General features: G+C 36.6%; 22 protein-coding genes and 1 riboswitch. Of the genes, 18 read left to right on the top strand and 4 right to left on the bottom strand.

The window, feature by feature from the left end:
- Position 1 precedes the first annotated feature (1 nt).
- The 7 genes from GHI93_RS01960 to GHI93_RS01930 all read left to right on the top strand — a co-directional run bounded on the left by GHI93_RS01960 (position 2) and on the right by GHI93_RS01930 (position 10425).
- The gene (locus GHI93_RS01960) at positions 2-2101 is read left to right on the top strand and encodes an ABC transporter ATP-binding protein (protein ID WP_170272367.1); all 2100 of its coding nucleotides are present in this window, start codon (positions 2-4) and stop codon (positions 2099-2101) included.
- A gap of 704 nt (positions 2102-2805) precedes the next feature.
- Positions 2806-4173 carry an amino acid permease gene (locus tag GHI93_RS01955; protein WP_153495106.1) on the top strand — a complete coding sequence of 456 codons (1368 nt, stop codon included), beginning with the start codon at positions 2806-2808 and terminating at the stop codon, positions 4171-4173.
- 120 nt (positions 4174-4293) lie between these two features.
- Positions 4294-5559, top strand: coding sequence for a UDP-N-acetylglucosamine 1-carboxyvinyltransferase (locus GHI93_RS01950; RefSeq protein WP_153495104.1), 1266 nt, complete (start codon positions 4294-4296; stop codon positions 5557-5559).
- A 74-nt stretch (positions 5560-5633) separates the two neighbouring features.
- Positions 5634-5849 carry a YdbC family protein gene (locus GHI93_RS01945; RefSeq protein ID WP_153495102.1) on the top strand — a complete coding sequence of 72 codons (216 nt, stop codon included), beginning with the start codon at positions 5634-5636 and terminating at the stop codon, positions 5847-5849.
- Between the two features lie 255 nt (positions 5850-6104).
- A complete protein-coding gene (locus tag GHI93_RS01940; RefSeq protein WP_153495100.1) occupies positions 6105-7343 on the top strand; it encodes an MFS transporter in 1239 nt (412 codons plus the stop codon).
- 41 nt (positions 7344-7384) lie between these two features.
- The gene (locus tag GHI93_RS01935) at positions 7385-8569 is read left to right on the top strand and encodes an MFS transporter (RefSeq protein ID WP_153495098.1); all 1185 of its coding nucleotides are present in this window, start codon (positions 7385-7387) and stop codon (positions 8567-8569) included.
- Between the two features lie 143 nt (positions 8570-8712).
- Positions 8713-10425 (top strand): ABC transporter ATP-binding protein, encoded by a 1713-nt coding sequence (locus tag GHI93_RS01930; RefSeq protein WP_153495097.1) that lies wholly within the window; start codon positions 8713-8715, stop codon positions 10423-10425.
- Positions 10426-10457: 32 nt separating this feature from the next.
- Here GHI93_RS01930 and GHI93_RS01925 read toward each other — a convergent pair whose 3' ends face one another.
- The 4 genes from GHI93_RS01925 to thiT are packed head-to-tail and all read right to left on the bottom strand — an operon-like array spanning position 10458 to position 12513.
- Entirely contained in the window at positions 10458-10814 is a 357-nt protein-coding gene (locus tag GHI93_RS01925; RefSeq protein WP_153495095.1) for a DUF3397 domain-containing protein, read from the bottom strand.
- A 20-nt stretch (positions 10815-10834) separates the two neighbouring features.
- Positions 10835-11386, bottom strand: a complete 552-nt coding sequence (locus tag GHI93_RS01920; protein ID WP_153495093.1) for a biotin transporter BioY — start codon at positions 11384-11386, stop codon at positions 10835-10837.
- Between the two features lie 58 nt (positions 11387-11444).
- Positions 11445-11924 (bottom strand): aminoacyl-tRNA deacylase, encoded by a 480-nt coding sequence (locus GHI93_RS01915; protein WP_153495091.1) that lies wholly within the window; start codon positions 11922-11924, stop codon positions 11445-11447.
- A gap of 52 nt (positions 11925-11976) precedes the next feature.
- Complete coding sequence (gene thiT / locus GHI93_RS01910; protein ID WP_153495090.1) at positions 11977-12513, bottom strand: energy-coupled thiamine transporter ThiT; 537 nt, start codon at positions 12511-12513, stop codon at positions 11977-11979.
- A gap of 44 nt (positions 12514-12557) precedes the next feature.
- Positions 12558-12650: riboswitch (TPP riboswitch) on the bottom strand.
- Between the two features lie 142 nt (positions 12651-12792).
- On the opposite strand from thiT, the gene GHI93_RS01905 reads away from it, so the two are divergent.
- The 11 genes from GHI93_RS01905 to GHI93_RS01855 all read left to right on the top strand — a co-directional run bounded on the left by GHI93_RS01905 (position 12793) and on the right by GHI93_RS01855 (position 23787).
- Positions 12793-13062 carry a hypothetical protein gene (locus tag GHI93_RS01905; RefSeq protein ID WP_153495088.1) on the top strand — a complete coding sequence of 90 codons (270 nt, stop codon included), beginning with the start codon at positions 12793-12795 and terminating at the stop codon, positions 13060-13062.
- Between the two features lie 189 nt (positions 13063-13251).
- Positions 13252-13962, top strand: a complete 711-nt coding sequence (locus tag GHI93_RS01900; protein WP_153495086.1) for a DUF975 family protein — start codon at positions 13252-13254, stop codon at positions 13960-13962.
- Positions 13963-14462: 500 nt separating this feature from the next.
- Entirely contained in the window at positions 14463-15323 is an 861-nt protein-coding gene (locus tag GHI93_RS01895) for a MetQ/NlpA family ABC transporter substrate-binding protein (RefSeq protein ID WP_153495084.1), read from the top strand.
- 36 nt (positions 15324-15359) lie between these two features.
- Positions 15360-16130: an acetoin reductase gene (locus tag GHI93_RS01890; RefSeq protein WP_153495082.1), complete on the top strand. Its 771-nt coding sequence runs from the start codon at positions 15360-15362 to the stop codon at positions 16128-16130.
- 44 nt (positions 16131-16174) lie between these two features.
- Positions 16175-17023 (top strand): MetQ/NlpA family ABC transporter substrate-binding protein, encoded by an 849-nt coding sequence (locus GHI93_RS01885; protein WP_153495076.1) that lies wholly within the window; start codon positions 16175-16177, stop codon positions 17021-17023.
- Between the two features lie 105 nt (positions 17024-17128).
- A complete protein-coding gene (locus tag GHI93_RS01880; protein WP_153495074.1) occupies positions 17129-18301 on the top strand; it encodes a methionine ABC transporter ATP-binding protein in 1173 nt (390 codons plus the stop codon).
- Positions 18298-18993: a methionine ABC transporter permease gene (locus tag GHI93_RS01875; RefSeq protein WP_153495072.1), complete on the top strand. Its 696-nt coding sequence runs from the start codon at positions 18298-18300 to the stop codon at positions 18991-18993. Before GHI93_RS01880 ends, GHI93_RS01875 begins: the two co-directional genes overlap by 4 nt.
- A 195-nt stretch (positions 18994-19188) precedes the next feature.
- Positions 19189-19482, top strand: a complete 294-nt coding sequence (locus GHI93_RS01870; protein ID WP_153495070.1) for a helix-turn-helix transcriptional regulator — start codon at positions 19189-19191, stop codon at positions 19480-19482.
- Positions 19483-19588: 106 nt separating this feature from the next.
- On the top strand, positions 19589-20494 hold the full coding sequence (locus GHI93_RS01865) for a LysR family transcriptional regulator (RefSeq protein ID WP_153495068.1): 906 nt from the start codon (positions 19589-19591) through the stop codon (positions 20492-20494).
- Between the two features lie 191 nt (positions 20495-20685).
- The gene (locus tag GHI93_RS01860) at positions 20686-21378 is read left to right on the top strand and encodes a phosphoglycerate mutase (RefSeq protein ID WP_153495066.1); all 693 of its coding nucleotides are present in this window, start codon (positions 20686-20688) and stop codon (positions 21376-21378) included.
- 210 nt (positions 21379-21588) lie between these two features.
- Entirely contained in the window at positions 21589-23787 is a 2199-nt protein-coding gene (locus GHI93_RS01855) for a peptidoglycan D,D-transpeptidase FtsI family protein (protein WP_153495064.1), read from the top strand.
- Positions 23788-23803 lie beyond the last annotated feature (16 nt).

The following is a 23803-nucleotide window of genomic DNA, read 5'->3' as shown; positions in this document are numbered from 1 at the left end:
AATGTCTGACACCACACTTGCCATCCGATTTTTCTATCTTTATCTTAAAAAATACAAACTTCAATTCGTTGTGATTATGATTTTCATCATCGCAGCAACTTATCTCCAAGTCGTAGCGCCTTCACTTTTAGGAGATGCCATTACAAATCTGGGGATTTATGTGAAAGATTATTTCACACATCAACACGCGGGGGATGCGATTGAGGGCTTGAAAAAAGTCGCTGCTTATTCTTCACAAGCGCAAGACTCACTTCAACAAATTGCTCATCAACTTTCCGCAGCAACAGGTCATTCCATCGATTGGCACAGTTTGACTTCAAGTAATGTTCCTAGCGAGGTTGTGGCACATTTGCCTAAGGGAACAACGATTGATAGCTTACAACAAATGGCGAAGATGCCATCTGATTGGAGCCAATTAACGACAAATAATGTTCCTGCATCAATTGTTGAAAGTATGAAAGCAAGTGGTCATCCATTGAGTCAATTGCTTATGGTTGCCCATTCACATGCTGCAAGTACAGCGACTTTCATGAAGGGAATGTGGCAACTTCTCCTTGTTTATCTTGCAACGGGTGTATCGATGCTGATTTACACATTGCTCTTTAGCCGTATCGTTGCTCATTCAACAAATCGTATGCGTAAAGGTTTGTTTGGTAAATTGGAACGTCTCACGATTTCTTACTTTGACCGCCATCAAGACGGAGATATCTTAGCACGTTTCACATCTGACTTGGATAATATCCAAAACACACTGAATCAAGCGCTTGTTTCTGTCGTTTCAAATGCAGCAGTTTTTGTAGGGGTTTTGATTCAAATCTTCCACAAAGACATCACTTTTGCATGGCTGACTGTTGCGGCTTCACCTGTTGCAATCTTGGCTGCAATCATCATCATCCGTCAATCAAAAAAAGCAACGGATGCACAACAAGAAGAAGTTTCACAGTTGAATGCTTATATGGATGAGAAAATTTCAGGTCAAAAAGCAATCATTGTAGAAGGCTTACAAGAAGATTCGATTAACGGATTCATGACACACAATGAAAAAGTTAAAAAGCGGACATTTGCTGCGCAAGCGTGGTCTGGGATGATTTTCCCACTCATGAATGGTTTTCAACTGTTGTCCATCGCAATCGTTATCTTTGGTGGGACCGCATACGTTCTTGGTGATACAAGTATGTCACTTACGACTGGACTTGGTCTTTTAGTTGCATTTGTGCAATACGTTCAAACCTATTATAATCCAATCATGCAAATTTCATCTAACTTCGGACAACTCCAACTTGCCATTACAGGGGCAACGCGTCTGAATGTTATGTTTGATGAACCAGAAGAAGTGCGTCCTGAAAATGGAGTGATTTTTGACGCAATCAAAAATGATGTAAAAATTGAAAATCTTGATTTTGAATACCTTCCAGGAAAACCAGTTCTTAAAAATGTCACGATAGATGTGAAAAAAGGACAAATGGTTGCTCTTGTTGGTCCGACAGGATCAGGGAAAACAACGGTCATGAACTTGATGAATCGTTTCTATGATGTGAATAATGGAGCGGTCAAATTTGACGGCACAGACATTCGGGAATTTGATTTGGATAGTCTAAGAAGTAAAGTTGGAATTGTGCTTCAAGAATCTGTGCTTTTTGATGGAAGTATCGCTGATAATATCAAGTTTGGTAAGCCAGATGCGACAATGGATGAAATTATCACGGTTGCAAAAACAACGCACATTCATGAGTTTATTGAGAGCTTACCTGACGGTTATGAGACACACGTCACAGATGATGAATCCGTCTTTTCTGTCGGACAAAAGCAACAAATTTCTATCGCGCGGACGATTTTGACAAATCCAGATCTTTTGATTTTGGATGAAGCTACATCCAACGTCGATACTGTCACAGAACAACAAATCCAATGGGCGATGGAAGCAGCTATTGCTGGACGCACTTCCTTTGTCATTGCTCACCGCTTGAAAACAATCCTCAATGCAGATAAAATTGTTGTCTTAAAAGATGGTCAAGTCATCGAAGAAGGAACGCACCACGAACTAGTTGCCGAAGGCGGATTTTATGCGGAACTTTATCATAACCAATTTGTTTTTGAATAAAGGAGAACTTAAAATGAAGTTCGCCGACTTTGTCGGTCTTCGCTCGCCTGCTCACTACGCTGTCCGTTTGCTTAGCTGCTGAAGCAGCAAGAGCAAGAGGCACGAACTAGTTGCTGAAGGCGGATTTTATGCGGAACTTTATCATAACCAATTTGTTTTTGAATAAAGGAGAACTTAAAATGAAGTTCGCCGACTTTGTCGGTCTTCGCTCGCCTGCTCACTACGCTGTCCGTTTGCTTAGCTGCTGAAGCAGCAAGAGCAAGAGGCACGAACTAGTTGCTGAAGGCGGATTTTATCCGGAACTTTATCACAACCAATTTGTTTTTGAATAAAGGAGAACTTGAAATGAAGTTCGCCGACTTTGTCGGTCTTCGTTCGCCTGCTCACTACGCTGTCCGTTTGCTTAGCTGCTGAAGCAGCAAGAGCAAAAGGCACGAACTAGTCGCCGAAGGCGGATTTTATGCGGAACTTTATCACAACCAATTTGTTTTTGAATAAAGGAGAACTTAAAATGAGTAAAAAACCTCTGTCAGTGCGCACTGACAGAGGTTTTTTTGATATTGTCAGTACTGACAACATTTTTTTGGCGTCTGAATAGACCGATTTTTTTTAAAAAAATTATCAAAATAATCAGTTCATTTTTAATTTTCTGATCTATTTATGCTAAAATAAGGACGAACTATAATTGAAAGAAGAAAGTTTTTGTGAATGCCAAAAAATCTTATATCACTGTTTTTCAAATGTCTATTATGACAATCATCACGATTGCGGGCTTGCGTGGTTTGCCTGCAATGGCAATTATGGGCTGGTCATCAGTTGTTTTATACTTGATCCCTGCTGTTATGTTTTTTATTCCCACCGCTCTAGTAGCAGCCGAACTTGGAGCGACTTATGAAGGTGGAATCTATGAGTGGGCAAAAGAAGGACTTGGTGAGCGCTGGGGACTTGTAGCGGTTTGGATGCAATGGATTCACAATGTCGTCTGGTATCCTGCTCAGCTTGCTTTTGTAGCCGCTGCTGGCGCATCAATTTTTGGGCTAGATCAATTGCCCAATTCTGGACTTTATATTGCAACAGTTATCGTAGTTGTCTTTTGGTTGGCCGTGTGGTTGTCACTCAAGGGAGGAAATCTTTTTGCAAAAGTTGCCTCATTTTCTGGATTAGTTGGCGTGATCATTCCTACGATTTTACTGCTTATCATGGGAGGATTGTGGCTTGTGACGGGTCAAAAGATCTCTCCGACATTAACACATAGCTCTGTTTTACCGAATTTTACGAACTTTGCTGCGATCGCATTGGTGGTGCAAAATGTACTTGCTTTTGCAGGAATGGAAGTTAATGCAGTTCACGCTCAACAAATGGAACACCCTAAAAAATATACACGTGTGGTTGCTGTTGCATTTATCAGTGCGTTGATTATTTTTGTTCTTCCCACATTGATTTTGGCGATGGTGCTTCCTAAAAACGTCAATTTATCCAACGGGACAGTCATTGCATTTGAAAAATTATTTGCTGCATTTCATCTTGGATTTATGGGAAATGTAATGGCGTTCGCGATTGTATTCGGTGCGATTGCTTCAATCATCAGCTGGATTTCAGGCCCTTCGCGTGGACTACTTCACGCCGCACAAGATGACACTTTGCCTGCTTATTTTAAGAAAACGAATGCCAAAGGAGCTCAAGAAGGAATTTTAATCATCATGGGAGTGATTGTGACCGTTTTGGCTGGATTTTACGTGATTTTCCCACACGACAGTGTTTCAATGGTCTTTTCATTTTTTATTGGAACGGCAGTGTCACTTTATGTGTGCATGTATCTTTTGATGTTCATCTCTGCGATCGTTTTGCGTATCAAAGGAAAAATTGGGAAAGTAGGCTATCATGCGCCTGGATTAATTTTCTTTTGTTGCATGGGCATGATTGCTTGTGTGGCGGCATTTTTACTCACTTTCGTCCCTGCAAGCGGTCAAAAGGGAATACCAGATGCGTTTTATCCAATTTTAGTTGGCATCGTCTTTGTTTTGCTGTCAGCACCAAGCTTAATTTTGTATCAAATCAAACATAAAAAATAAAATAAAACGCTGTCAGTACTGACAACGTTTTTTTGTTGTGCCAAACTATGAAAATGTGTGAGAAAATGATAGAATAAGGATTGGTAATTATTTAACAATCAATAAATGTAGAGAAAAAAGATGAGAAAAATAGTAATTAATGGTGGGAAACGCATTGCTGGGAAAGTCACAGTTTCTGGTGCAAAAAATAGTGTTGTGGCGCTGATTCCTGCAACGATTTTGGCAAATGATATTGTCACATTAGAAGGTGTTCCTGATATTTCAGATGTAAGTAGCTTGATTGAAATCATGGAGATTATGGGAGCAAAAGTGGTGCGGAACGTAGAAGAAGGAAGTCTTGTGATTGATACACGGACGGTCAAATCCATGCCGCTTCCTTATGGAAAAATCAATTCTTTGCGTGCTTCTTATTATTTCAATGGTGCGATGCTTGGACGGTTTGGAAAATCAACAGTGGGACTTCCTGGAGGATGTGATCTTGGTCCTCGGCCAATTGATTTGCACATCAAAGCTTTTGAAGCTTTAGGCGCTGAGATGAGCTTTTTAGAAAGTGCAATGCATCTTGAAACGAAAAACGAAAAACTTCAGGGCACAACAATTTACATGGACATGGTTTCTGTTGGTGCGACAATCAATACAATGCTCGCAGCAAGTACAGCTAGCGGCATAACTGTGATTGAAAATGCGGCACGTGAGCCAGAAATTATTGATGTGGCGACATTACTGAATAATATGGGAGCTCGTGTACGCGGTGCTGGGACAGATGTCATTCGGATTCAAGGGAAAAGTCAGTTGCACGGCGCACGTCACACGGTCATTCCTGACCGCATCGAAGCAGGAACTTACCTTGCCCTTGCAGCTGCGATTGGAGACGGAGTTGTGATTGACAATGTTATTTTTGAGCATTTAGAGAGTTTCATTGCTAAATTGGAAGAAATGGGCGTTCGCATGACCATTCGTGAAGATTCCATAGAGATACATAAGTCTGAACACTTAAAAGCGGTCAATATCAAAACAGTTCCCTATCCAGGCTTTGCCACGGATTTACAACAACCCATCACTCCACTTTTACTCCACGCCAATGGGCGCGGTTGGATTATGGATACGATTTATGAAAAACGCGTGAATCACGTTTCTGAAATGGCACGAATGGGCGCAAAAATTTCTGTCATTAATGACAGAATTGTTTATGAAGCACCCAGTACTTTGATTGGAGCACCAGTCAAAGCAACAGATCTTCGCGCAGGTGCCAGTTTAGTCGTCGCAGGTGCGATTGCTAAAGGAACGACGACAATTTCTAATATTGAGTTCATCCTTCGAGGGTACGAGCATATCATTGAAAAAATGACTAACTTAGGAATTGACATCAAAATTATTGAATCATAAAGTGATTGATAAGCATTTTTGACGTATAATAAGAAGTCAAGACATCCACTCAGCTTGGCTAGAAAAGGAGAAAAATGGCAGAATTAAAATTTGAAATCGTCGAGCATCTCATCACGCTCTCTGAAAATCCAAAAGGATGGACAAAAGAATTAAACCGTGTCTCATGGAACGATGCACAAGCTAAATACGACCTTCGCCAATGGTCACCAGATCACACAAAGATGGGAAAAGGCATCACATTAACAAATGAAGAATTTGCTGTGCTGTTAAAAGAGCTAAGCAATAAATAGACTGTAAAAAAATCCTAATAATTCAGGATTTTTTATTACAAAAAATCTCATTCTAATAAAATAACAAAAGTTATAAAGCTGAATGTTGAATGTTTTGTAATTTAAGCGTATTGAGCAAAAGTTCGAAAAGTTCTATAATTGTGTAAAGAGTTTGAATATTTGAACATTTTTCCTGAGTTAATGGATATTCCGTTTTGATAAATCATTTAGAACGAGTAGACAAAAGGATATCAAGGATTAATCATAGGAGGAATTATGAAAAAATACTTTATAAAAAATAAGCTATTAATGATTTTTTTGATGTTTCTTTTTGGAAATTTGGCAAGTGGTACGTTGACTTTTATGATTTCATGGACAGTTTTAAAAGAAACTCACCAGGCTTCTCAATTTGCATTATTGTCCACAGTATCTTCCCTTGCAATGCTTATTGCTATGCCTTTAATCGGAATAATTGTTGATCGATATAACCATAAACGATTGCTTCTGATTGCTCAAGTATTTAGTGTGTTTATCTTACTGAGTTTTATTTTGCAGCCTTTTCATGGTTTAATAGTCTATATCCTTTTTTCTATTGGTCTTAATTTGGGGGATTTATTATTTTCAATTACAATGTATGCTTCTGTAAAGTCACTATCAGATAATAAAACTGAAATGTCAAAGATAAATGGAATTGAACAAGGGATTGGAGCCTTATTTGCCATTATTTCCCCAGCAGTTGCTGGTTTTGTTTTTACGTTTATCTCAGTAAGAGCTTTTTCATGGATTGAAATAGTTTGTGAAGCTCTTGTTGTTTTGCTCGTATTTCAATTAAATTTTGAGAGGTTTGATACGACGATTGAAGAAAAAGAGAATACTGGTGTTGAAAGAACTTCATACAAAAAAGTTTTAAAGATTTTAAATAAAAAATACGTTGTAATGATCATTGTTTCTATCATGATTGTTCTTAACTTTTTATTGGGTTCTATCAATGTTGGAATTCCGTTTATTTTAAATAAAAACTATCAGGGAAATACAGTGATTCTCGGAATTGTTCAGCTTAGTTTTCCTCTTGGGATTGTATTGAGTAGTTTATTGGTACAAAAATTGCCTAAATTTCAACTTTTTAAATTGCTGAAGATTTCATACTTTTCTTGTGCCTTTGCTATCTTTTCATTTGGAATCGTTATAAGTTTTTTGATGAAGCAGATGATTTTTACAGTGGTCATTCTATCGATACTGATGTTATTTATGGGTTTGGGGTTAGGATTTTCCAGAGTACCCATGATGACTTTTGCTCAAAACAATATTCCTGAAAATATACAGGGTAGAGCGTTCTCTATTATAGATACTTCTGCCCAAATTCTTTCACCACTTGGTTTGATGTTTTATGGAGTATTATTTGATAATTTTTCAGGAAACTGGATTTACTTATTTTCTTCATTTTTGATGTTTGGGGTACTATTGGTTGGATTTTATTTTGTTGACAGAGCCGATAAGAAGGATTATATTTACTAAATTTTTTAAAAGAGTTTGTTTTATGTTAGAAGGGAGGAGGATTGAATAAGTATTTCGCTGTTTTATTGTCCAATAGGTTTATTTCGCTCATTTCAGAATATGGGTATAGCATCCTACTTAATATTATTCTTGCTCAAATATCTGTACATTTGGTGATGTTTTTTTGGTTGATTAAAGCAATTGCGGCTTTGTTTTCAGTTAAAATTAATTCTTATATAAATATATTAAATAAAAAAATATTTTTGATAATGCTTGAAATTTTAAAAGCAATGTTAATTTTGTTGATTATATTTTTTAAAAGGAGTTATGGGATTTTACCAATTGTTTTTCTCATTGAAACGATTAATGTCATTTTTAATAGTACAATTTACTCAATAACTCCAAAGGTAGTATCAAAGGAAAAACTAATTAAATTTTATTCTCTTTATACGTCAATTGGTTCTATTTCTTACTTTATAGCCCCGTTATTTGTGGGGATATTTTTAAATGTAAATGAGAATATTCTTTTTTTCATTTATGCTTTCCTTTTATGTATTGGCGCTTCTTTATTATTTTTACTTCCCAAAGAGCTTACTAAGTTTAAGACAGAAGAAAACAATAAAAAGAAAAAAAGGACTTCTTTTAGTTTTTTTAAGGATTTCAAGATAGTTATGAAAGACAGGTTCATATTTAATATGTTTATTACTTCGCTGATTACGGGAACTTTAGGACTAATTTTTGATGCCTATGAAGTGATATTTATCACTAAAACTCTTGGAATTAGTAGTCAAGTTTACTCTTATTTACTTTCTTTTTTAGCCGTCATTTTTTTATTAACAAGCTTTATAATTAGCTTTAAAAAAGAGTTTAAAAATATTTATTTTAGTTATGGAATGGGGTTATTTCTTTATATCCTGTATCTATTATTTTTTGGAAATTCTAGAAATTTAATTATGATAATTATTAGTTATATTTGTCTTGCTATTGGACAAACGGTTATGGGTATATCTGAAACCAACTATCGACAAAATCATTTAAATTCTTATGAGCTAGCTCAAATATATACGGTTAGCTCAAGTATTGATAAGTTTATTGGAGGGATGTTTGTTGTGATTGTTGGTGTAATTCCAAACTTCTCGGCTCATATTACCAATTTTAATGCTTTACTTTCAATAGCAGTGGCTATGTTTGTTTCAATAATTTTCTGTATGCTACTCTACAAAAAAGTTTGTAAGAGAATAAACTAAAGAGCTGCCTTTTTCAGTCAATCTTTAGTAAATTAATTAAATAATTCAAATTTGATGTATATTATTAGTCGGATTTTATTTTGTGGATAGAGTGGATAAGGCAAATTATGTTTATTAAGTTTTTAGATGAAACTGGAGATAGTATGAAAAAATTCAAATCATATTTTTTGTTACTTTTTGAAGGATTAAGAACTTTTGCGAAAGCTAGTAAATGGGGAACTTTTATCCTTGTCATCTTGGTCCCAATTGAGGCCCTTGTGCCGACAGGAATTATTTTTTCTATTCAAAAAGTAACGACCGAACTGACCAAAGGTTCGGCCTTTTCGATGAGTTGGGGAATTTTTTGGGCTGTATTGCTCTTAATTTCAAATATAATTCCACCTGCAACAACGGCCATTTCAGGTTATTTAACAGATATACTGATTGCTAATATTAATCAAAAATTGATTGAAAAATCCTCTGAAATCAAAAATTTAGAAGTTTTTGAAGATGCCGAGTTTTATAATGATGTAGAAACTGTTCGGAGCGAACTTTCATGGCGCCCAGTGAATCTAATTGTTTTTACACTTTCAAATGTGCGTTATATTATTTCCTTACTTTCTTTGCTTATTTTACTGTTCAACTATACTTGGTGGTTGCCGTTGGCAATTATTATCGTTTTGGTACCACAAAGTTTGATTCATTATCGTATTCAACAAGAAGCCTTTGAAACTTTGGTCACAAGACGTCCCGAAGCGCGAAAAATGAATTATCTTCTTGAGATTGCCTTAAATCGAGATTATGCTAAAGAGGCTCGCCTTTTCAACGTTTTTAACTTTTTGAAAAAACGTTATTGGACACTTTTTTACAGTGTACACAAGGAAGAAAATCGTGTTCGCTTACGGCAATTTGGGATTGCGTTGGCTTTCATTATTGTGAGTTCTCTTGTATCTGCATTTTCATTTATATATTTAATTTTTCAAGTTCGTTCGGGGACTTTGTCTATCGGAATTATCGTTGGTTTCGCATCAAGTTTGGTTGCAGCGATTTCGGCCTCAAATGGTCTGGTCGAAGAATCCGACTTACTTTATGATACTTTGATGTGGTTAGAAAAATACTTAAAACTGATGAAACGTTCTTTTGATAAGTCTGGTAATATAAAAATTAGTGAAATTAATCAGATAAAGTTAGAAAATATAATGTTTTTCTATCCCAATGAAAAAAGAGCTAGTTTGTGTGGTATTTCTCTTGAAATTAAAAAGGGAGAAAAAATTGCGATTGTAGGGCAAAATGGTTCAGGAAAGTCAACCTTGTTAAAACTTTTAGCTGATTTATTTGTTCCAACAAAAGGCAAGATTTTGATTAATAATGTAGATTTACGAGAAATTAAGCAAGAGTCATATTGGGGAAAAATTGCGCCTGTTTTTCAGGATTTTTCTAAATTTAAGTTTTCAATTGGAGATTCTATTTCTTTTGGAAAGATGGGAGAAGTTGAAAAAGCACTTGATTTTTCAGGTTTAGCAGAATTTACGTCTGAGACTCAGTTAGGAAAGGAGTTTGCTGGTACGGATTTATCGGGTGGACAATGGCAAAAATTGGCGATTGCTAGAGCATTTTATAAAGAAAATGCGGAACTTTATCTTTTTGATGAGGCTAATAGTGCATTGGATGTTCAATCAGAAAAACAACTTTATCGAAAATTAATGGAGCTTGCATCAGGGAAAACGGTCATTTGGATTACACATCGAATGACCTCTGTTAAACTTGCTGACAAGGTACTTTATTTGAAAGATGGAAGGGTAATCGGCTTTGATGCTCATGAAAACTTATTGAAAAATAGTGATTATGCGAGTTTGTATCAGGAACAATTTGATTAAAAAATGCTTCCAAAATGAAGCATTTATGTTTTTTAATTGATCAAAAGGAAAATAGCAAAAGCACAATAAATGACGAACGTGATAATAAACGTGATGCGCCACCAGAGTTTAAAAAATGTCCTTGTCCTAAAGGTATGATAATAGAGCAAATCGAGCATTAAAATCACCAGTGCAAGTCCTGAAATGATCAAAAAATAATAGGGTAAAATACTAATACTAGAAAGGTGATGCCCAAACATCTGCAATCCAATCACGAGAAAAACAGTGTAAACATCAGGAATTTTGAGCCGCCGATGTGTTAAAGGACGGATTCTGAAGAATTTAAAAATAAATACAAGCGCAATAAATACCAAAATTGGGTACAGCGCGACGATAATCTTTGGTAACATGTTATTATTGTAGCTGTTTTTTACATTTTTGTAAAGTATTGATGAGTATGTGACAGTGCGCGAATCAAAGCCAGTCCTAAAATCGTCACAATAATCGCTTTTACAATCTCAACAACAATAAAAGGAGTGAATCCAAGGATTAGCGCTGTTTTTAAAGAAGTATGAGTGATGAGTTTTAACCACATCGCACCTAGAAATAGCATTAATAAATGACCTACAATATTAACGACAAAAGCAAAAAGAGGACGATAAGAAACACGTTGAAGGCCAAATGAAATCAAGGTTCCACCAAACAAAAAGGCCAATAAATATCCTCCAGTAGGACTGAAAAACGTCATTACCCCAGCACTTCCTCCAGCAAAAACAGGAAGTCCAATACTTCCTAAAATCAAATAAAGTAAGACGGCAAAAAAAGTTTCACGCGCTTTTAAGACAGTGGCAACAAGTCCAACAGCAAGGGTCTGTAAGGTCACAGGAACTGTGCCTATAGGGAGAGTAAATGGAGATAAAACAGCAATAATTGCTGCTCCAATCGCAATCAAGGTCAATGAATATGTTTTTTGAAGTCGCATAAAAGCTCCTTTTAGTGAGAGGGAAGAAGTGAGAAGCACTACAAATGAAGCTTAAATTTTACGCTTCCCGTAATTCGACAAATTGTGCATGAACAAATTCAGCAAGTGCGATTGGGTTGATTGAAACGCTACGTCCGACTTCCCCTGCAGAAACGATGATAAAAGCGCGCGATTTAGCGAGATGATCAATGTAAATCGGGAATTTTTTATTTTGCCAAATGCCGACAGGATTGTTCGCCCCATGAATATAACCAGTCGTTTTTTGTAGCTCTTTTTGAGGAATCATCGAAATTTTCTTATTTCCAGAAATTTTTGCTAATTTTTTTTCAGATAAATGCTCTGTTAAAGGTAAAATGCCTACGATGGGGCCAGTTTTATCTCCGATTAATGCGAGTGTTTTGTAGATATCACTTCGCTCAATTCCTGCTGGTAAGGTTTTTTCTTCCAGTGCGTTGAGTGATAAACTGAGATAGGGAAGATTCGCTTTATCCAGAATTTGTTCTACTAATGTTTTTTTAATTTTTTGTTTTTTTGCCATAAATGTATTATAAACCAAATGAAAGAAAAAATCTGCGATTAACGCAGATTTCTTATCGATTCACCACAAATAATTTTGGACTGGCCTTATAAATTAAACCTAAAATGATCAATGCAGCTAATGCGGTTAAAATTCCTGAAAGTCCTTGTGTTACAAGCGAATAAAGCCATGCGGACCATCCTTTCCAAGCATATTGTCCCCAAAAAATGATTCCAGCAATAAAATGAAAGAAATATTTCACAAAAACACCAAGTAGTGTTGCATAAATCACAGTTTTAAAGGTGGATCCATTTTTGGTGTGAAAGATTCCAGCAAGTCCTAAAGAAATGGGAGCAATAATATACTCCAAAAATCCTTGAGCAAAACTAAGTGGAGTCACCTCACCTAGAACAATGGCCAATAAGCCATAAAGCAAACCTGCCACTAATCCCCACGCTAATCCTCTTCGAATGGCCAGTAAAAGCAGCGGGATAACCGTGAGTTCCATATAAAAGGTTTGAGCATAATTAATAGAAAATAGGCTCAAAATAAGGGCTAATGCCACAAAAATAGCTGTTTCAGCAAGTGACAAAACTTTAGAATTTGACATAAAAAAATCTCCTTGTGTACACAAAGAGGGTTAGAGAGTGCTGAAACATTCAGCATACACATCCCTACGCGAGCATGATCTCGATCAGGTCAGATGGTCTTTCTCACTCGCAGTTTGCGAGACCCATTGTGCAAATTTTATTTACTTATTTATTCTAACATAATTCTGATAAAAATGTAAATTTTTTTACTTATTTCGATTTGGATTTCAATAAAACAATCGTTAAAACAATCATTCTCTAAATTTTTTGGCGTAGTCAATTGACTAATGGAAAAAGAAGTGATAAAATTAGAAAAAGAATACGACTTAGTGAAAGGAGGAGAAACAATGGAGTTTTTACCAAAAAATGGATTGATTCATGCGTATGCTTTTTCAACGGGTGGTTTGAAGCTCACGACAGCAGGAGACAATAAAGAAGCCAATGCGATGCTTAATGAGGTTTTAGAAGCATTGCAATTGCAAAACTATGAGTTGATTGATGTCAAAATGTCAACAACAATAGGAGCGTTAGGTCAAACTAACATTCGCTTTATGATTCTTTACAAATAAAAATGACGGTTCACTCAAAAATAATTCTGTCAGTACTGACAGAATTAAAAAACAGCGTTTTTGCAGTCAAAAATTAAAGCGCCTGCTTTAACGTTCTATAATGCGTGTGAGGCGATTGAAAAATCTGACGTGGCGCAGAAAAATCATGTTTAAAAGTGTTAAAAAATTTTATATCTATATGGAGGCATTATGAAAAATTCAGATCTTAAAAAACAAGCTAAAGCGGTGATTTACCGTGAAGGCGCAGGGAAAGCCATTGGGCTTTTCATCATTCCAATCGTCATTAGCATTCTTAATTTTATCTATAACACTGGACGTAGCTTTTCGGCTATGATGGCGAATTATCGATACGTTATGGGGCTTACGACAGTAAAACCAGTCGTACAGTCGTCAGTGATGACAACTGTTGTTTTCCCTATTCTTTCTATTTTTGTTTTATTTGTTGGCATTTCCATTACGTTTACATTGATTGCCATGTTTAGAGAAAAAGAGCGCAAAATCAACGCGCAAGCAGATATGTTTCAAGTTTTTAAACGTGACGTGTTCTTTAAAGTATTGTGTTTACAACTTTGGCAGTTTTTGTTTCTCTTTTTATGGACCTTACTCTTTGTTATTCCCGGCATTGTAAAAGCATTCAGTTATTCTCAGTCGAACATGATCTTATTTGATAAGTTAAAAGATGGGACATACACCAACTCTCGTGACATTATCACTGAAAGCCGTGTGATGATGAATGGTTACAAAGGAAAATATTTTTATATGATCCTAAGCTTTATTGGATGGAGCATCTTAGTTTCAATCACACTTGGATTTGCCGGCATTTACGTCTATCCATTTGCAGCCGCAACACTTGTGGCATTCTATGAAAATCTCAAAAATGGAAATTTAAAGACCATTTAAAAAAGTTCTGATGTTATCATCAGAGTTTTTTTATCGAAAAGTGAGCGTGAGTTGTAGTTAAAAAATTTTTAAGGCAACATAAAAAAATAGTATCTTCAGGTTCATTTAATCTTGCTATAATTAATTCATAGAGTTCATGAAATAAAAAAACATTTTGGTAAGTAACTAAACAAACAAGCACAGAGAGTTTACATCAGGTGAGAGTAAACGGCGGGAAGTTAGTGAAAATGGCCAAAACAGTGTGTATCAGTGAGTATTCAAGCTGGTAACGGAGTCGTTCTCGTTATTGAACGAAGAGTTGCAAATGTCACCTCTGTTTTTAGTGCTTAGTGCTAAAAAAAGTGATATCGCTTGAATTAGAATGGTACCACGAAAAGTTCGTTTCTATAGAGATAGAGACGAATTTTTTTATTCAAAATGAACCCTTTTCAAAAAAGTCGTGCACAACTTTTTTGAGGAAATTATTGAACAAAAAAATTACTATTTAGAGGAGAATTTTTATGAATCCAAGAAATCGCAATATTATCATTGCTGTCATTATCGTTGTCATCGTTGCTGTAGGTGCATTCTTTGCTTTTGGAAATAAAGCAAAACCAGCAAAAGCAGCATCAAAAACAGTAAATATCGGAATCATGTCAGGCATCAAACAAGACGATATCATCTGGAAGGCAGTTTCTAAAACTGCTAAAGACAAATACAATATTACATTGAAATTTACTCAATTTACAGATTATACGCAACCTAACGCAGCACTTGCTAATGGAGATACGGATTTGAATGCTTTTCAGCATCACGCATTCTTAGATGCTTGGAATAAAGCCAACGGCAATAAATTAGTGGCTTTGGGAAATACCTTTATCACACCGATTCATCTGTATTCATCAAAAGTGAAATCCGTTTCTGATATTGCTAATGGCTCAACCATTGCCGTACCAAACGATGCATCAAACGAAAGTCGTGCGCTTTATGTTTTGAAATCTGCTGGATTAATTAATCTCTCAGTTTCTGGGGACACTTTAGCTACAGTAAAAGATATTTCATCTAATCCAAAGCACTTGGTCATCAAAGAACTTGATGCATCACAAACTGCGCGTGCACTAGATTCTGTTGAAGCAGCGGTCATTAATACAAACTATGCTACGGCGGCTAAATTAACAAGTGATCAATCAATCTTTGCTGAACCTGTCAATAAAGACAGTGCGCAATGGATCAATTTGATTGCTGCAAAAAAATCAGATGAAAATAACAAAGTCTTTAAAGAAGTTGTTGAAGCTTATCAATCCGAAGCCACAAAAGCTGCGATTAAAGAAGCTTACCCACATAAAGAAGAAATTCCTGCTTGGGATTTGAAACTTAAATAATAGGACGATAAGAGTGACGCATGAAAGTGTGAAAACATGGGAAAATTAGCCATTATTACTGGTGCCGGACAGGGAATTGGAGAAGGAATTGCTTATCGTTTGGCAGAAGATGGATTTGCGATTGCTGTCGTTGACATCCATCCTGAGACGGCAAAAAAAGTCGTTGAAAATTTGGTCAAAAAAGGAGCATCCGCAAAAGCTTATGTGTTAGATGTTTCTGATCGTTTGGCGGTTTTTGAGCTTGTTGACCAAGCTGTCGCTGATTTAGGTGCGCTAGCCCTTTATGTTAATAATGCTGGCGTTGCATTTATTGATGCAATCGTGGATTCAGATCCTTCTGATGTAGAACGACTTTTTGATGTCAATATCAAGGGGACATATTGGGGCATTCAGGCAGCAGCAAAGCAGTTTAAAAAGCAAGGAAATGGGGGACGAATTGTAAATGCAGCCTCTCTTGCAAGCGTTGAGGGTTCAGCATTACAAAGTGCGTATTCAGCATCGAAATTTGCAATTCGAGGATTGACTCAATCTGCAGCAAAAGAACTTTCAGCGGATAAAATTACCGTCAATGCCTATAATCCAGGAATCGTAAGAACCGCAATGCGGGATGCGATTGATCAAAAAACGGCTCAAATTAAAGGACTTACAGTAGCGCAGCAACAAGAAAATTGTCTCAATGAGATTTATCTAGGGCGGGAAGGTCGTCCTTCTGATGTTGCTGAGGTTGTCGCTTGGTTTGCCTCTAGTGCAGCTGCTTATATCACGGGACAGTCGATATTAGTTGATGGTGGCATGCGATTTCACTAAAAAGCTGCTTTAAAAATGCATAGGAGTAAAAAGGAGGAGTCAAGATGAGAACACGTCGATTAATTATTGGAGTCATCATTGCACTGATTGTCATTATAGGAGCAGGTTTTGCTTTTGGGGCACTGCACAAGACTAAAACGAATGCAAAAACAGTGACGCTTGGAATCATGCCAGGAGGCAAACAAGAAGACGCGATATGGAAAGTTGTTAAGGCGAACGCAAAGAAAAGTTATGGTATCGATTTACAGTTCGTGAATTTCACAGATGGAGATCAGCCAAATAAAGCACTTGCCAGTCATGATATTGATTTAAACGCCTTTCAACATTACGCTTATCTTAAGTCATGGAATCAATCCAATCATGGGGATTTAGTTGCTATTGGGGATACGATCATTACTCCGATTCACCTCTATTCCACACAATATAAAAGTGTAGATGCTCTTCCAGATGGAGCAACGATTGCGATTCCTAATGATTTGACAAATGAAAGTCGCGCGCTGCATGTTTTAAAAAATGCAGGTTTGATTACATTGAATTCATCTCAAGGACTGCAAGCAACCGTTAAAGATGTCAAAAGCAATCCAAAGCACTTGGTCATCAAAGAAGTTGATGCTTCACAAGGACCGCGGACCTTACCATCTGTTGCAGCTGCTGTCATTAATTATAACTTTGCTCAATCTGCAAAAATTCCAGCTTCAGACTCAATTTTCGTTGAACCCTTTAATGCAGATTCACATCAATGGGTAAATATTATTGTTGCAAATAAAAAAGATCGAAATAAGCAAATTTACAAAGATATTGTGAGTGCTTATAACTCTGAAAATGTAAAAGCAACGATAGAAAAAGAATATCCTGACGGTGGTGAAAAAGCAGCTTGGGACTTAAAATTTTAAAATGATGTGAAGAAAAGCTCGCAATAGCGAGATTTTCTGTCAGTACTGACAAAAAATTTTTTGTCAGTACTGACAGAAAATAAAAAGAGAAATAAAGGGGTAGGGATGACAAATATCATTGAATTAAATAACATCAGCGTGGTATTTCCACGAAAAGCTGAAAAAATAAAAGGAAATGTGCAACATACACCAACCAATGCAAGCGATGATCAAAAAACAACAGGACTTGCAGCGGTCTCGAGTGCGACACTACACGTTGAAAAAGGGGATATTTTTGGTGTGATTGGTTATTCTGGTGCAGGAAAATCAACTTTAGTCCGTACGATTAATCTCTTACAAAAACCTACAACAGGGCAAATTGTCATTAATGGCACACCTGTTTTTGACAGTGAAAATCCTGTGAAATTGTCGGGCGTTCAATTGCGAAATTTCCGCCAAAAAATTGGAATGATTTTTCAGCATTTTAATTTATTATCAGAAAAAACAGTTTTTAATAATGTTGTTTTTGCGCTTCAACACACGCAGCAAAAAGACGAAAAAACGGGAAAAATCCGTTATTTGACCAGTGCTGAAAAAAAAGAAAAAGTGGAACATTTGTTAGAGTTGGTTGAACTTACTGAACTCGCACAAAAATATCCTGCTCAGTTGTCTGGTGGACAAAAACAACGTGTTGCGATTGCTCGCGCTCTAGCCAATGATCCAGAAATCTTGATTTCAGATGAAGGAACATCTGCACTGGACCCTAAAACCACCAATCAAATTTTGGATTTGCTCAAAGATTTACACGATCGTCTGGGCTTGACCATCGTCTTAATCACTCACGAGATGCAAGTGGTGAAAGAAATTGCTAATAAAGTTGCTGTAATGCAAAACGGAGAAATTATCGAGAAAAACTCATTGATTGATATTTTTGCAGATCCAAAAGCTCCACTTACAAAACAATTTATTGAAACCACCTCTTCTGTAAATCGCTTCATCGCTGGATTATCAAAAACAAAAATTTTGCAAAATCTCGCTTCTGATGAAGAACTTATTCATCTGGATTACGCTACCTCAGCACTGGAGGATCCTGTCATCTCTGACATCACAAAGAAATTTGACGTGACCACTAATATTTTCTATGGGAATGTGGAATTACTTCAACAACAACCATTTGGCTCCCTTGTGTTCACATTAAAAGGCTCTACTGAGCAACGCTTGGCAGCAAAAAGATATTTTGAAGAAAAACAATTAAAATTTAATGTACTCGGACCAATTAATGAAGGAGGACTCAAATGATTGCATGGTTTAGTCACACATTTCCAAATGTTGTTTATTTAGGCTGGGGCGGACAAACTGGTTGGGGAACGGCGATTGCACAAACGCTTTACATGACTTTCTTCTCCGCATTAATTGGCGGAATTTTGGGTCTAATTTTTGGGATTGGAGTCGTTGTAACAGCAAAGGATGGAATTACGCCGAATCGTCCATTGTTTTGGATATTAGATAAGGTTGTCTCTATTGGCCGTGCGTTTCCGTTTATTATTTTATTAGCAGCCATTGCACCATTCACTCAATTATTAGTGCATACTCAAATCGGCTCAACCGCAGCACTTGTACCATTATCACTTGGGGTTGCACCGTTTTATGCACGCCAAGTTCAAGCATCACTAGAATCAGTAGATCACGGGAAAATAGAAGCAGCTCAAACAGTAGGAGCGGATTTTATTGACATCATCTTTACTGTCTATCTTCGTGAAGAATTATCTAATTTAATTCGCGTATCTACCGTTACGGTCATCTCACTCATCGGATTGACAGCAATGGCAGGAGCTGTTGGTGGAGGCGGACTTGGAAATACAGCGATTGCTTATGGATATAATCGATTCTTCAATGATGTCACATGGTGTGCAACCATTTTAATCTTGATTTTTGTTCTAATTGTCCAATTTATCGGAGATTTTCTCGCCAAAAAAGTGTCTCATAAATAGTCATCAAGCAAAGACATTAAAGATTTCGGTGTTCAGAGTAAAAGGGAATTAAAATAAAACAAATTAAGAGAAGCGTTTAGTATCCAATCTGTTTTTCTTTCAATCACCTTGCAAAATCATATGAAACGTGCTTTAATAGAGATAGTGTTAAATAATTTTTACACGAGTTAAAGGATGAAACGTGAGGAGAACACTATGCAAAATCAAATTCGTGAACTGCGCCGCTTAAACCATCTCTCACAAGAAGATGTTGCTCACATCGCGCACGTGAGTCGTCAAACCATTAATGCGATTGAAAATGATAAATATGATCCTGAATTAACCTTGGCTTTTAAATTGGCAGAAATTTTAAAAACAAGAGTGGATGATTTATTTAATTACCAAAAATCAGTCGCACAACGTAAAGAAAGTGCAGTGTATTGGTGCGAAAAATACCAATGTGTGCTTTTAAAGCGTGCAGAACTAAGTAAAAATGTCGTGGAAAAGTAAAAAACAAGATTAAAATTCAAAAATGAAGAAAAAAAGTGTATAATGCGTCTATACGCTTTTTATTTTAAAAGATTCATCAGGAAAAATCGACAAATTGGAGGAATTCATGAATATTAAACAACTACGTTATGTGGTAGCGATTGCGAATAGTGGAACGTTCCGTGAGGCGAGCGAACAACTTTTTGTGAGTCAACCTGCAATGTCGATTGCCATCAAAGATTTGGAACGTGAACTTGATTTTCAAATTTTTGAACGGACGAATACAGGCACAAGTCTGACGATTGAAGGCGAACGTTTTTATGAACACGCCCAATCTGTCCTAAGAAATTTTGAAAGTTTTGAATCCCGTTACTCCAAACCAAAAGAATCTGATCGTACGTTTTCTATCGCAAGTCAGCACTATGATTTTTTAGCTCCTGTGGCAGTAGATTTTGCAAAGAAAAATCCTGAAATCAAAAATTTTCGGATTTTTGAATCAACGACATACAGTATTTTACAAGAAGTAGCGCAAGGACATAGTGAACTTGGTATCGTTTATCTCAACAAGCACAATCGCTCAGGTATTATCCGAATGCTTGATAAATTAGAATTAGAATATGAAGAATTATTTTTATCTCAAACGCACATTTATATCAGAAAAGGACATCCATTAGCAAATAAAGAAACAATCCATGAAAAAGATCTAAAACCACTCGATCGAGTCCGTTTTACTCAAGAAAATGAACAATTTCTTTATTATTCAGAAGATTTAGTTGAAACTTTTGAAAATACATTTATTTATAATGCAACAGATCGCGCAACATTAAATGGAATTTTAGAGCGAACGGACGCTTATGCAACAGGATTGGGGTTCATTGATGATGAGAGTGTGAACCATATTACAGTTGTTCCGATGGCAGGAGATAATGGCAATAGTTTGATTCTTGTCAAACATCGAGGACATCTTTTAAGTAACGCTGCAGCTTCATATAAACGAAGTTTGGAAGTTTACTTTGAACATAATCATTTCTGATCCAAAACGTTCTTAAAAAAAGAATTTTACTGTGAAAAAATAATAGAATCTTTCATTTGATGGAGAAATTCACAACATAAGTCAAAAAATATAAGTTTAACACGTTTTCAAAATTTTTCATGACTAGAAAAATGATCAGAATTAGTGTAAAATAGAACATGTAAAAAATATAACAATTGGAGAAAAAACACATGCCAAAATTAGTATTCGCCCGTCATGGACAATCTGAGTGGAATCTTGCAAACCTCTTTACGGGGTGGGCTGACGTTGACCTTTCTGAAGAAGGTACTCAACAAGCAATCGAAGCTGGTAAATTAATCAAAGCTGCTGGAATTGAATTTGATATTGCATATACTTCAGTCTTGAAACGTGCGATCAAAACAACGGATCTTGCTTTAGAATATTCTGATCAACTCTGGGTTCCAGTTGTAAAATCTTGGCGCTTGAACGAACGCCACTATGGTGGATTGACAGGCTTGAACAAAGCTGACGCTGCAGCAAAACATGGAGATGAACAAGTTCACATCTGGCGCCGGAGCTACGATGTATTGCCACCTGCAATGGCACACGATGATCAATACAGTGCACATGGTGATCGCCGTTACGCACACCTTGAAGATAGCCTCATTCCTGATGCTGAAAATCTTAAAGTAACTTTGGAACGTGCGCTTCCATTCTGGGAAGATCAAATTGCTCCAGCTTTGAAAGATGGAAAGAATGTTTTCGTTGGTGCTCATGGAAATTCAATTCGTGCCCTTGTTAAACAAATTAAACACTTGTCAGATGACGAAATTATGGATGTAGAAATCCCTAACTTCCCACCACTTGTATTTGAATTTGATGATCATCTTAATGTGACGAAAGAATATTACCTCGGAAAATAATTAAGTCCAAAAAAATCTGTCTCTGCAGTTCATTTTTAGAAAGCAGGGATGGATTTTTTGTATTTTAATTGAAAATCAAGCAGGTGCTTGCTAAAATAAAAGTGATTCCTTTTGTGATGCTTTAGAAATAGAGGGAAGAAAAAAACCAACGTTTATGGTAAAATGATAGAAGATAAAAATTCAAAGTGATGATCATTAACTGGAGATAAAATGCCAACGATAAAAAGAAGCAAGAAAAATACCAAAATAACGGAATCAAGTGAAAATATAGAATTCAAGAAAAAATTATCAAGAAAAAGTAATCGTGTGGGCTCGATTCCTAAACGGGTCAATATTCTCTTTTTTGTCATTTTTATTTTATTTATGATTTTGATTGTGAAACTTTACAATATGCAAGTTCAAAATCAAAAATTTTATGCCGATAAACTCAGCGGAGTAGGTGCAAATGTGAAAATTATTCAAGGTGCACCGCGTGGAAATATTTATGATGCTGCTGGACAACCCTTAGCAACAACTACTGCAGTTGAAGCTGTTAAATTTACAAGAGGACAAAACGCATCTGCTGTTGAGATGCGTACTGTGGCCGATCAACTTTCCACCTTGATCTCAGCGAGTTCGAGTACAACCTCACTAACGACAAGAGATAAAAAAGATTACTATTTAGCAGATGCAGCGCATCTTAAAAAAATAAATGAAAAACTAACACCAAAAGAAAAAAAAGATAAACAAGGAAATAATCTTTCTGGTTCAAAAATTTATGCTGTACAGCTCTCAAAAGTATCTGAAAAAGAACTTAACTTTACGCCAGAACAAACCTTTGCTGCCCAATTGTTTAAAAAAATGAATGGAACATCAACGTTCCACACAACGATTATTGCGATTGGAGATATTACAGCAGAACAACAAGCGGCGATTGCTGAACGAGAAGGCAGCTTACCAGGGATATCAATCAGCACAAGTTGGGATCGTTCCTATGCCAATAATTCTCTAACCACCCTTGTTGGGACCGTAAGTAGTCAACAAGCAGGACTGCCTGCAGAAGATGCAGCAGCGTATCTAAAAAAAGGATATCAACCTAACGATCGTGTTGGGACGTCTTATCTTGAAAAAGGTTATGAAGAATATCTTCAAGGAACGCACCAAATTAGTAAAGTTGTCATTGATAAAAGTGGTAATGTTACAGGGACCAAAGTCGTTCAAGAGGGCAAAAAAGGAGACGATATTAAATTAACAGTTGATTTGAATTTTCAAACACAAGTGGATAATATCGTAAAAACTCAGCTTCAAACAGCTGTTGCTCAGGGATTTGCGAGATACTCTGATGGTGCTTATGCTGTAGTAATGAATCCAAAAACGGGTGCAGTTCTTGCGATGTCAGGATTTAAACGTGATCCAGAGTCTGGGGTTGTCACCCCTTCAACATACAATACGTTTGGACAAACCTTTTTACCAGGTTCTGTTGTGAAGCCGGCTACGTTATCAAGTGGATGGAGTATTGGCGCAATCAATGGGAATCAAACCTTTACAGCACAAGCAATCAATATTAAAGGCTCAAATGCAATTAAAGACGTTTGGGGAGATACGAATCCATTTGCGCTTACTGCCGCACAAGCCTTGCAATACTCTTCAAATACCTATATGACTCAAGTGGCATTGGCCATGTTAGGACAAAGCTATACCCCAGGAATGTCACTTTCTTCAAGTAAAGCTTCATCGACTTGGGCAGCGTATCGTAAAATCTATGGACAATATGGTTTGGGAACAAATGTTGGCTTTGATATTCCTGGATCAACAACAGGATTTTTAGGAGTAGACACAACAGCAACGAACGCTTTATTTGAAGCTTTCGGTCAATATGATCAATTTTCACCGCTACAACTTGCAGTTTATGCTTCAACAATTGCAAATGGTGGGACACGAATCACTCCGCATATTGTGCAAGGAGTGTATGATAGTACTGGTGATGGAGAAATGGGAAAATTAATTAAAAAAATTGAGACCAAAACCATGGACAAAGTGGATATTTCTGCTTCTAATATGCAAGTCATTCATGATGGGATGTATGCTGTTACTCACGGGACAGATGATTTAACAACGGGACGCAGAATCCAAAATGGTGTAACTCAAGATATTTCCGGTAAAACAGGGACTGCTGAAACCTACGCTGTTGATGCACAAGGACGGACACTCTATGCTGGAGATGGGAAAACAACGATTAAAACAACCGTTTCAAATACGATATCTTTTGCTCCTTCAGCAAATCCTGATATTGCTGTTGCAGTAATGGTTCCACATACTTCAACAGTAAATGGTGCGACTGCAGGTGTTGGTCAACTGATTGCAAATGAAATTTATAAACTTTATTTTGGAAATCCAACGTTCCAAAATGAGAATAACGCAACAAATTAAAAAATCCCCAGTTTGG

Origin of the sequence: Lactococcus hircilactis, assembly GCF_009601015.1 — a bacterium.
In the GTDB taxonomy this organism is placed as follows: domain Bacteria; phylum Bacillota; class Bacilli; order Lactobacillales; family Streptococcaceae; genus Lactococcus; species Lactococcus hircilactis.
The sequence above is the reverse complement of the archived record's forward strand: the minus strand, read 5'-3'. Positions and strand labels throughout refer to the sequence as shown.

What these genes read in the sequence shown, in the direction of transcription:
- GHI93_RS01960 (WP_170272367.1), top strand. Translation starts at nt 2, where the DNA reads ATGTCTGACACCACACTTGCCATCCGATTTTTCTATCTTTATCTTAAA.
- GHI93_RS01950 (WP_153495104.1), top strand. Translation starts at nt 4,294, where the DNA reads ATGAGAAAAATAGTAATTAATGGTGGGAAACGCATTGCTGGGAAAGTC.
- GHI93_RS01945 (WP_153495102.1), top strand. Translation starts at nt 5,634, where the DNA reads ATGGCAGAATTAAAATTTGAAATCGTCGAGCATCTCATCACGCTCTCT.
- GHI93_RS01940 (WP_153495100.1), top strand. Translation starts at nt 6,105, where the DNA reads ATGAAAAAATACTTTATAAAAAATAAGCTATTAATGATTTTTTTGATG.
- GHI93_RS01930 (WP_153495097.1), top strand. Translation starts at nt 8,713, where the DNA reads ATGAAAAAATTCAAATCATATTTTTTGTTACTTTTTGAAGGATTAAGA.
- GHI93_RS01925 (WP_153495095.1), bottom strand. Translation starts at nt 10,814, where the DNA reads ATGTTACCAAAGATTATCGTCGCGCTGTACCCAATTTTGGTATTTATT.
- GHI93_RS01920 (WP_153495093.1), bottom strand. Translation starts at nt 11,386, where the DNA reads ATGCGACTTCAAAAAACATATTCATTGACCTTGATTGCGATTGGAGCA.
- GHI93_RS01915 (WP_153495091.1), bottom strand. Translation starts at nt 11,924, where the DNA reads ATGGCAAAAAAACAAAAAATTAAAAAAACATTAGTAGAACAAATTCTG.
- thiT (WP_153495090.1), bottom strand. Translation starts at nt 12,513, where the DNA reads ATGTCAAATTCTAAAGTTTTGTCACTTGCTGAAACAGCTATTTTTGTG.
- GHI93_RS01900 (WP_153495086.1), top strand. Translation starts at nt 13,252, where the DNA reads ATGAAAAATTCAGATCTTAAAAAACAAGCTAAAGCGGTGATTTACCGT.
- GHI93_RS01895 (WP_153495084.1), top strand. Translation starts at nt 14,463, where the DNA reads ATGAATCCAAGAAATCGCAATATTATCATTGCTGTCATTATCGTTGTC.
- GHI93_RS01890 (WP_153495082.1), top strand. Translation starts at nt 15,360, where the DNA reads ATGGGAAAATTAGCCATTATTACTGGTGCCGGACAGGGAATTGGAGAA.
- GHI93_RS01885 (WP_153495076.1), top strand. Translation starts at nt 16,175, where the DNA reads ATGAGAACACGTCGATTAATTATTGGAGTCATCATTGCACTGATTGTC.
- GHI93_RS01880 (WP_153495074.1), top strand. Translation starts at nt 17,129, where the DNA reads ATGACAAATATCATTGAATTAAATAACATCAGCGTGGTATTTCCACGA.
- GHI93_RS01875 (WP_153495072.1), top strand. Translation starts at nt 18,298, where the DNA reads ATGATTGCATGGTTTAGTCACACATTTCCAAATGTTGTTTATTTAGGC.
- GHI93_RS01870 (WP_153495070.1), top strand. Translation starts at nt 19,189, where the DNA reads ATGCAAAATCAAATTCGTGAACTGCGCCGCTTAAACCATCTCTCACAA.
- GHI93_RS01865 (WP_153495068.1), top strand. Translation starts at nt 19,589, where the DNA reads ATGAATATTAAACAACTACGTTATGTGGTAGCGATTGCGAATAGTGGA.
- GHI93_RS01860 (WP_153495066.1), top strand. Translation starts at nt 20,686, where the DNA reads ATGCCAAAATTAGTATTCGCCCGTCATGGACAATCTGAGTGGAATCTT.
- GHI93_RS01855 (WP_153495064.1), top strand. Translation starts at nt 21,589, where the DNA reads ATGCCAACGATAAAAAGAAGCAAGAAAAATACCAAAATAACGGAATCA.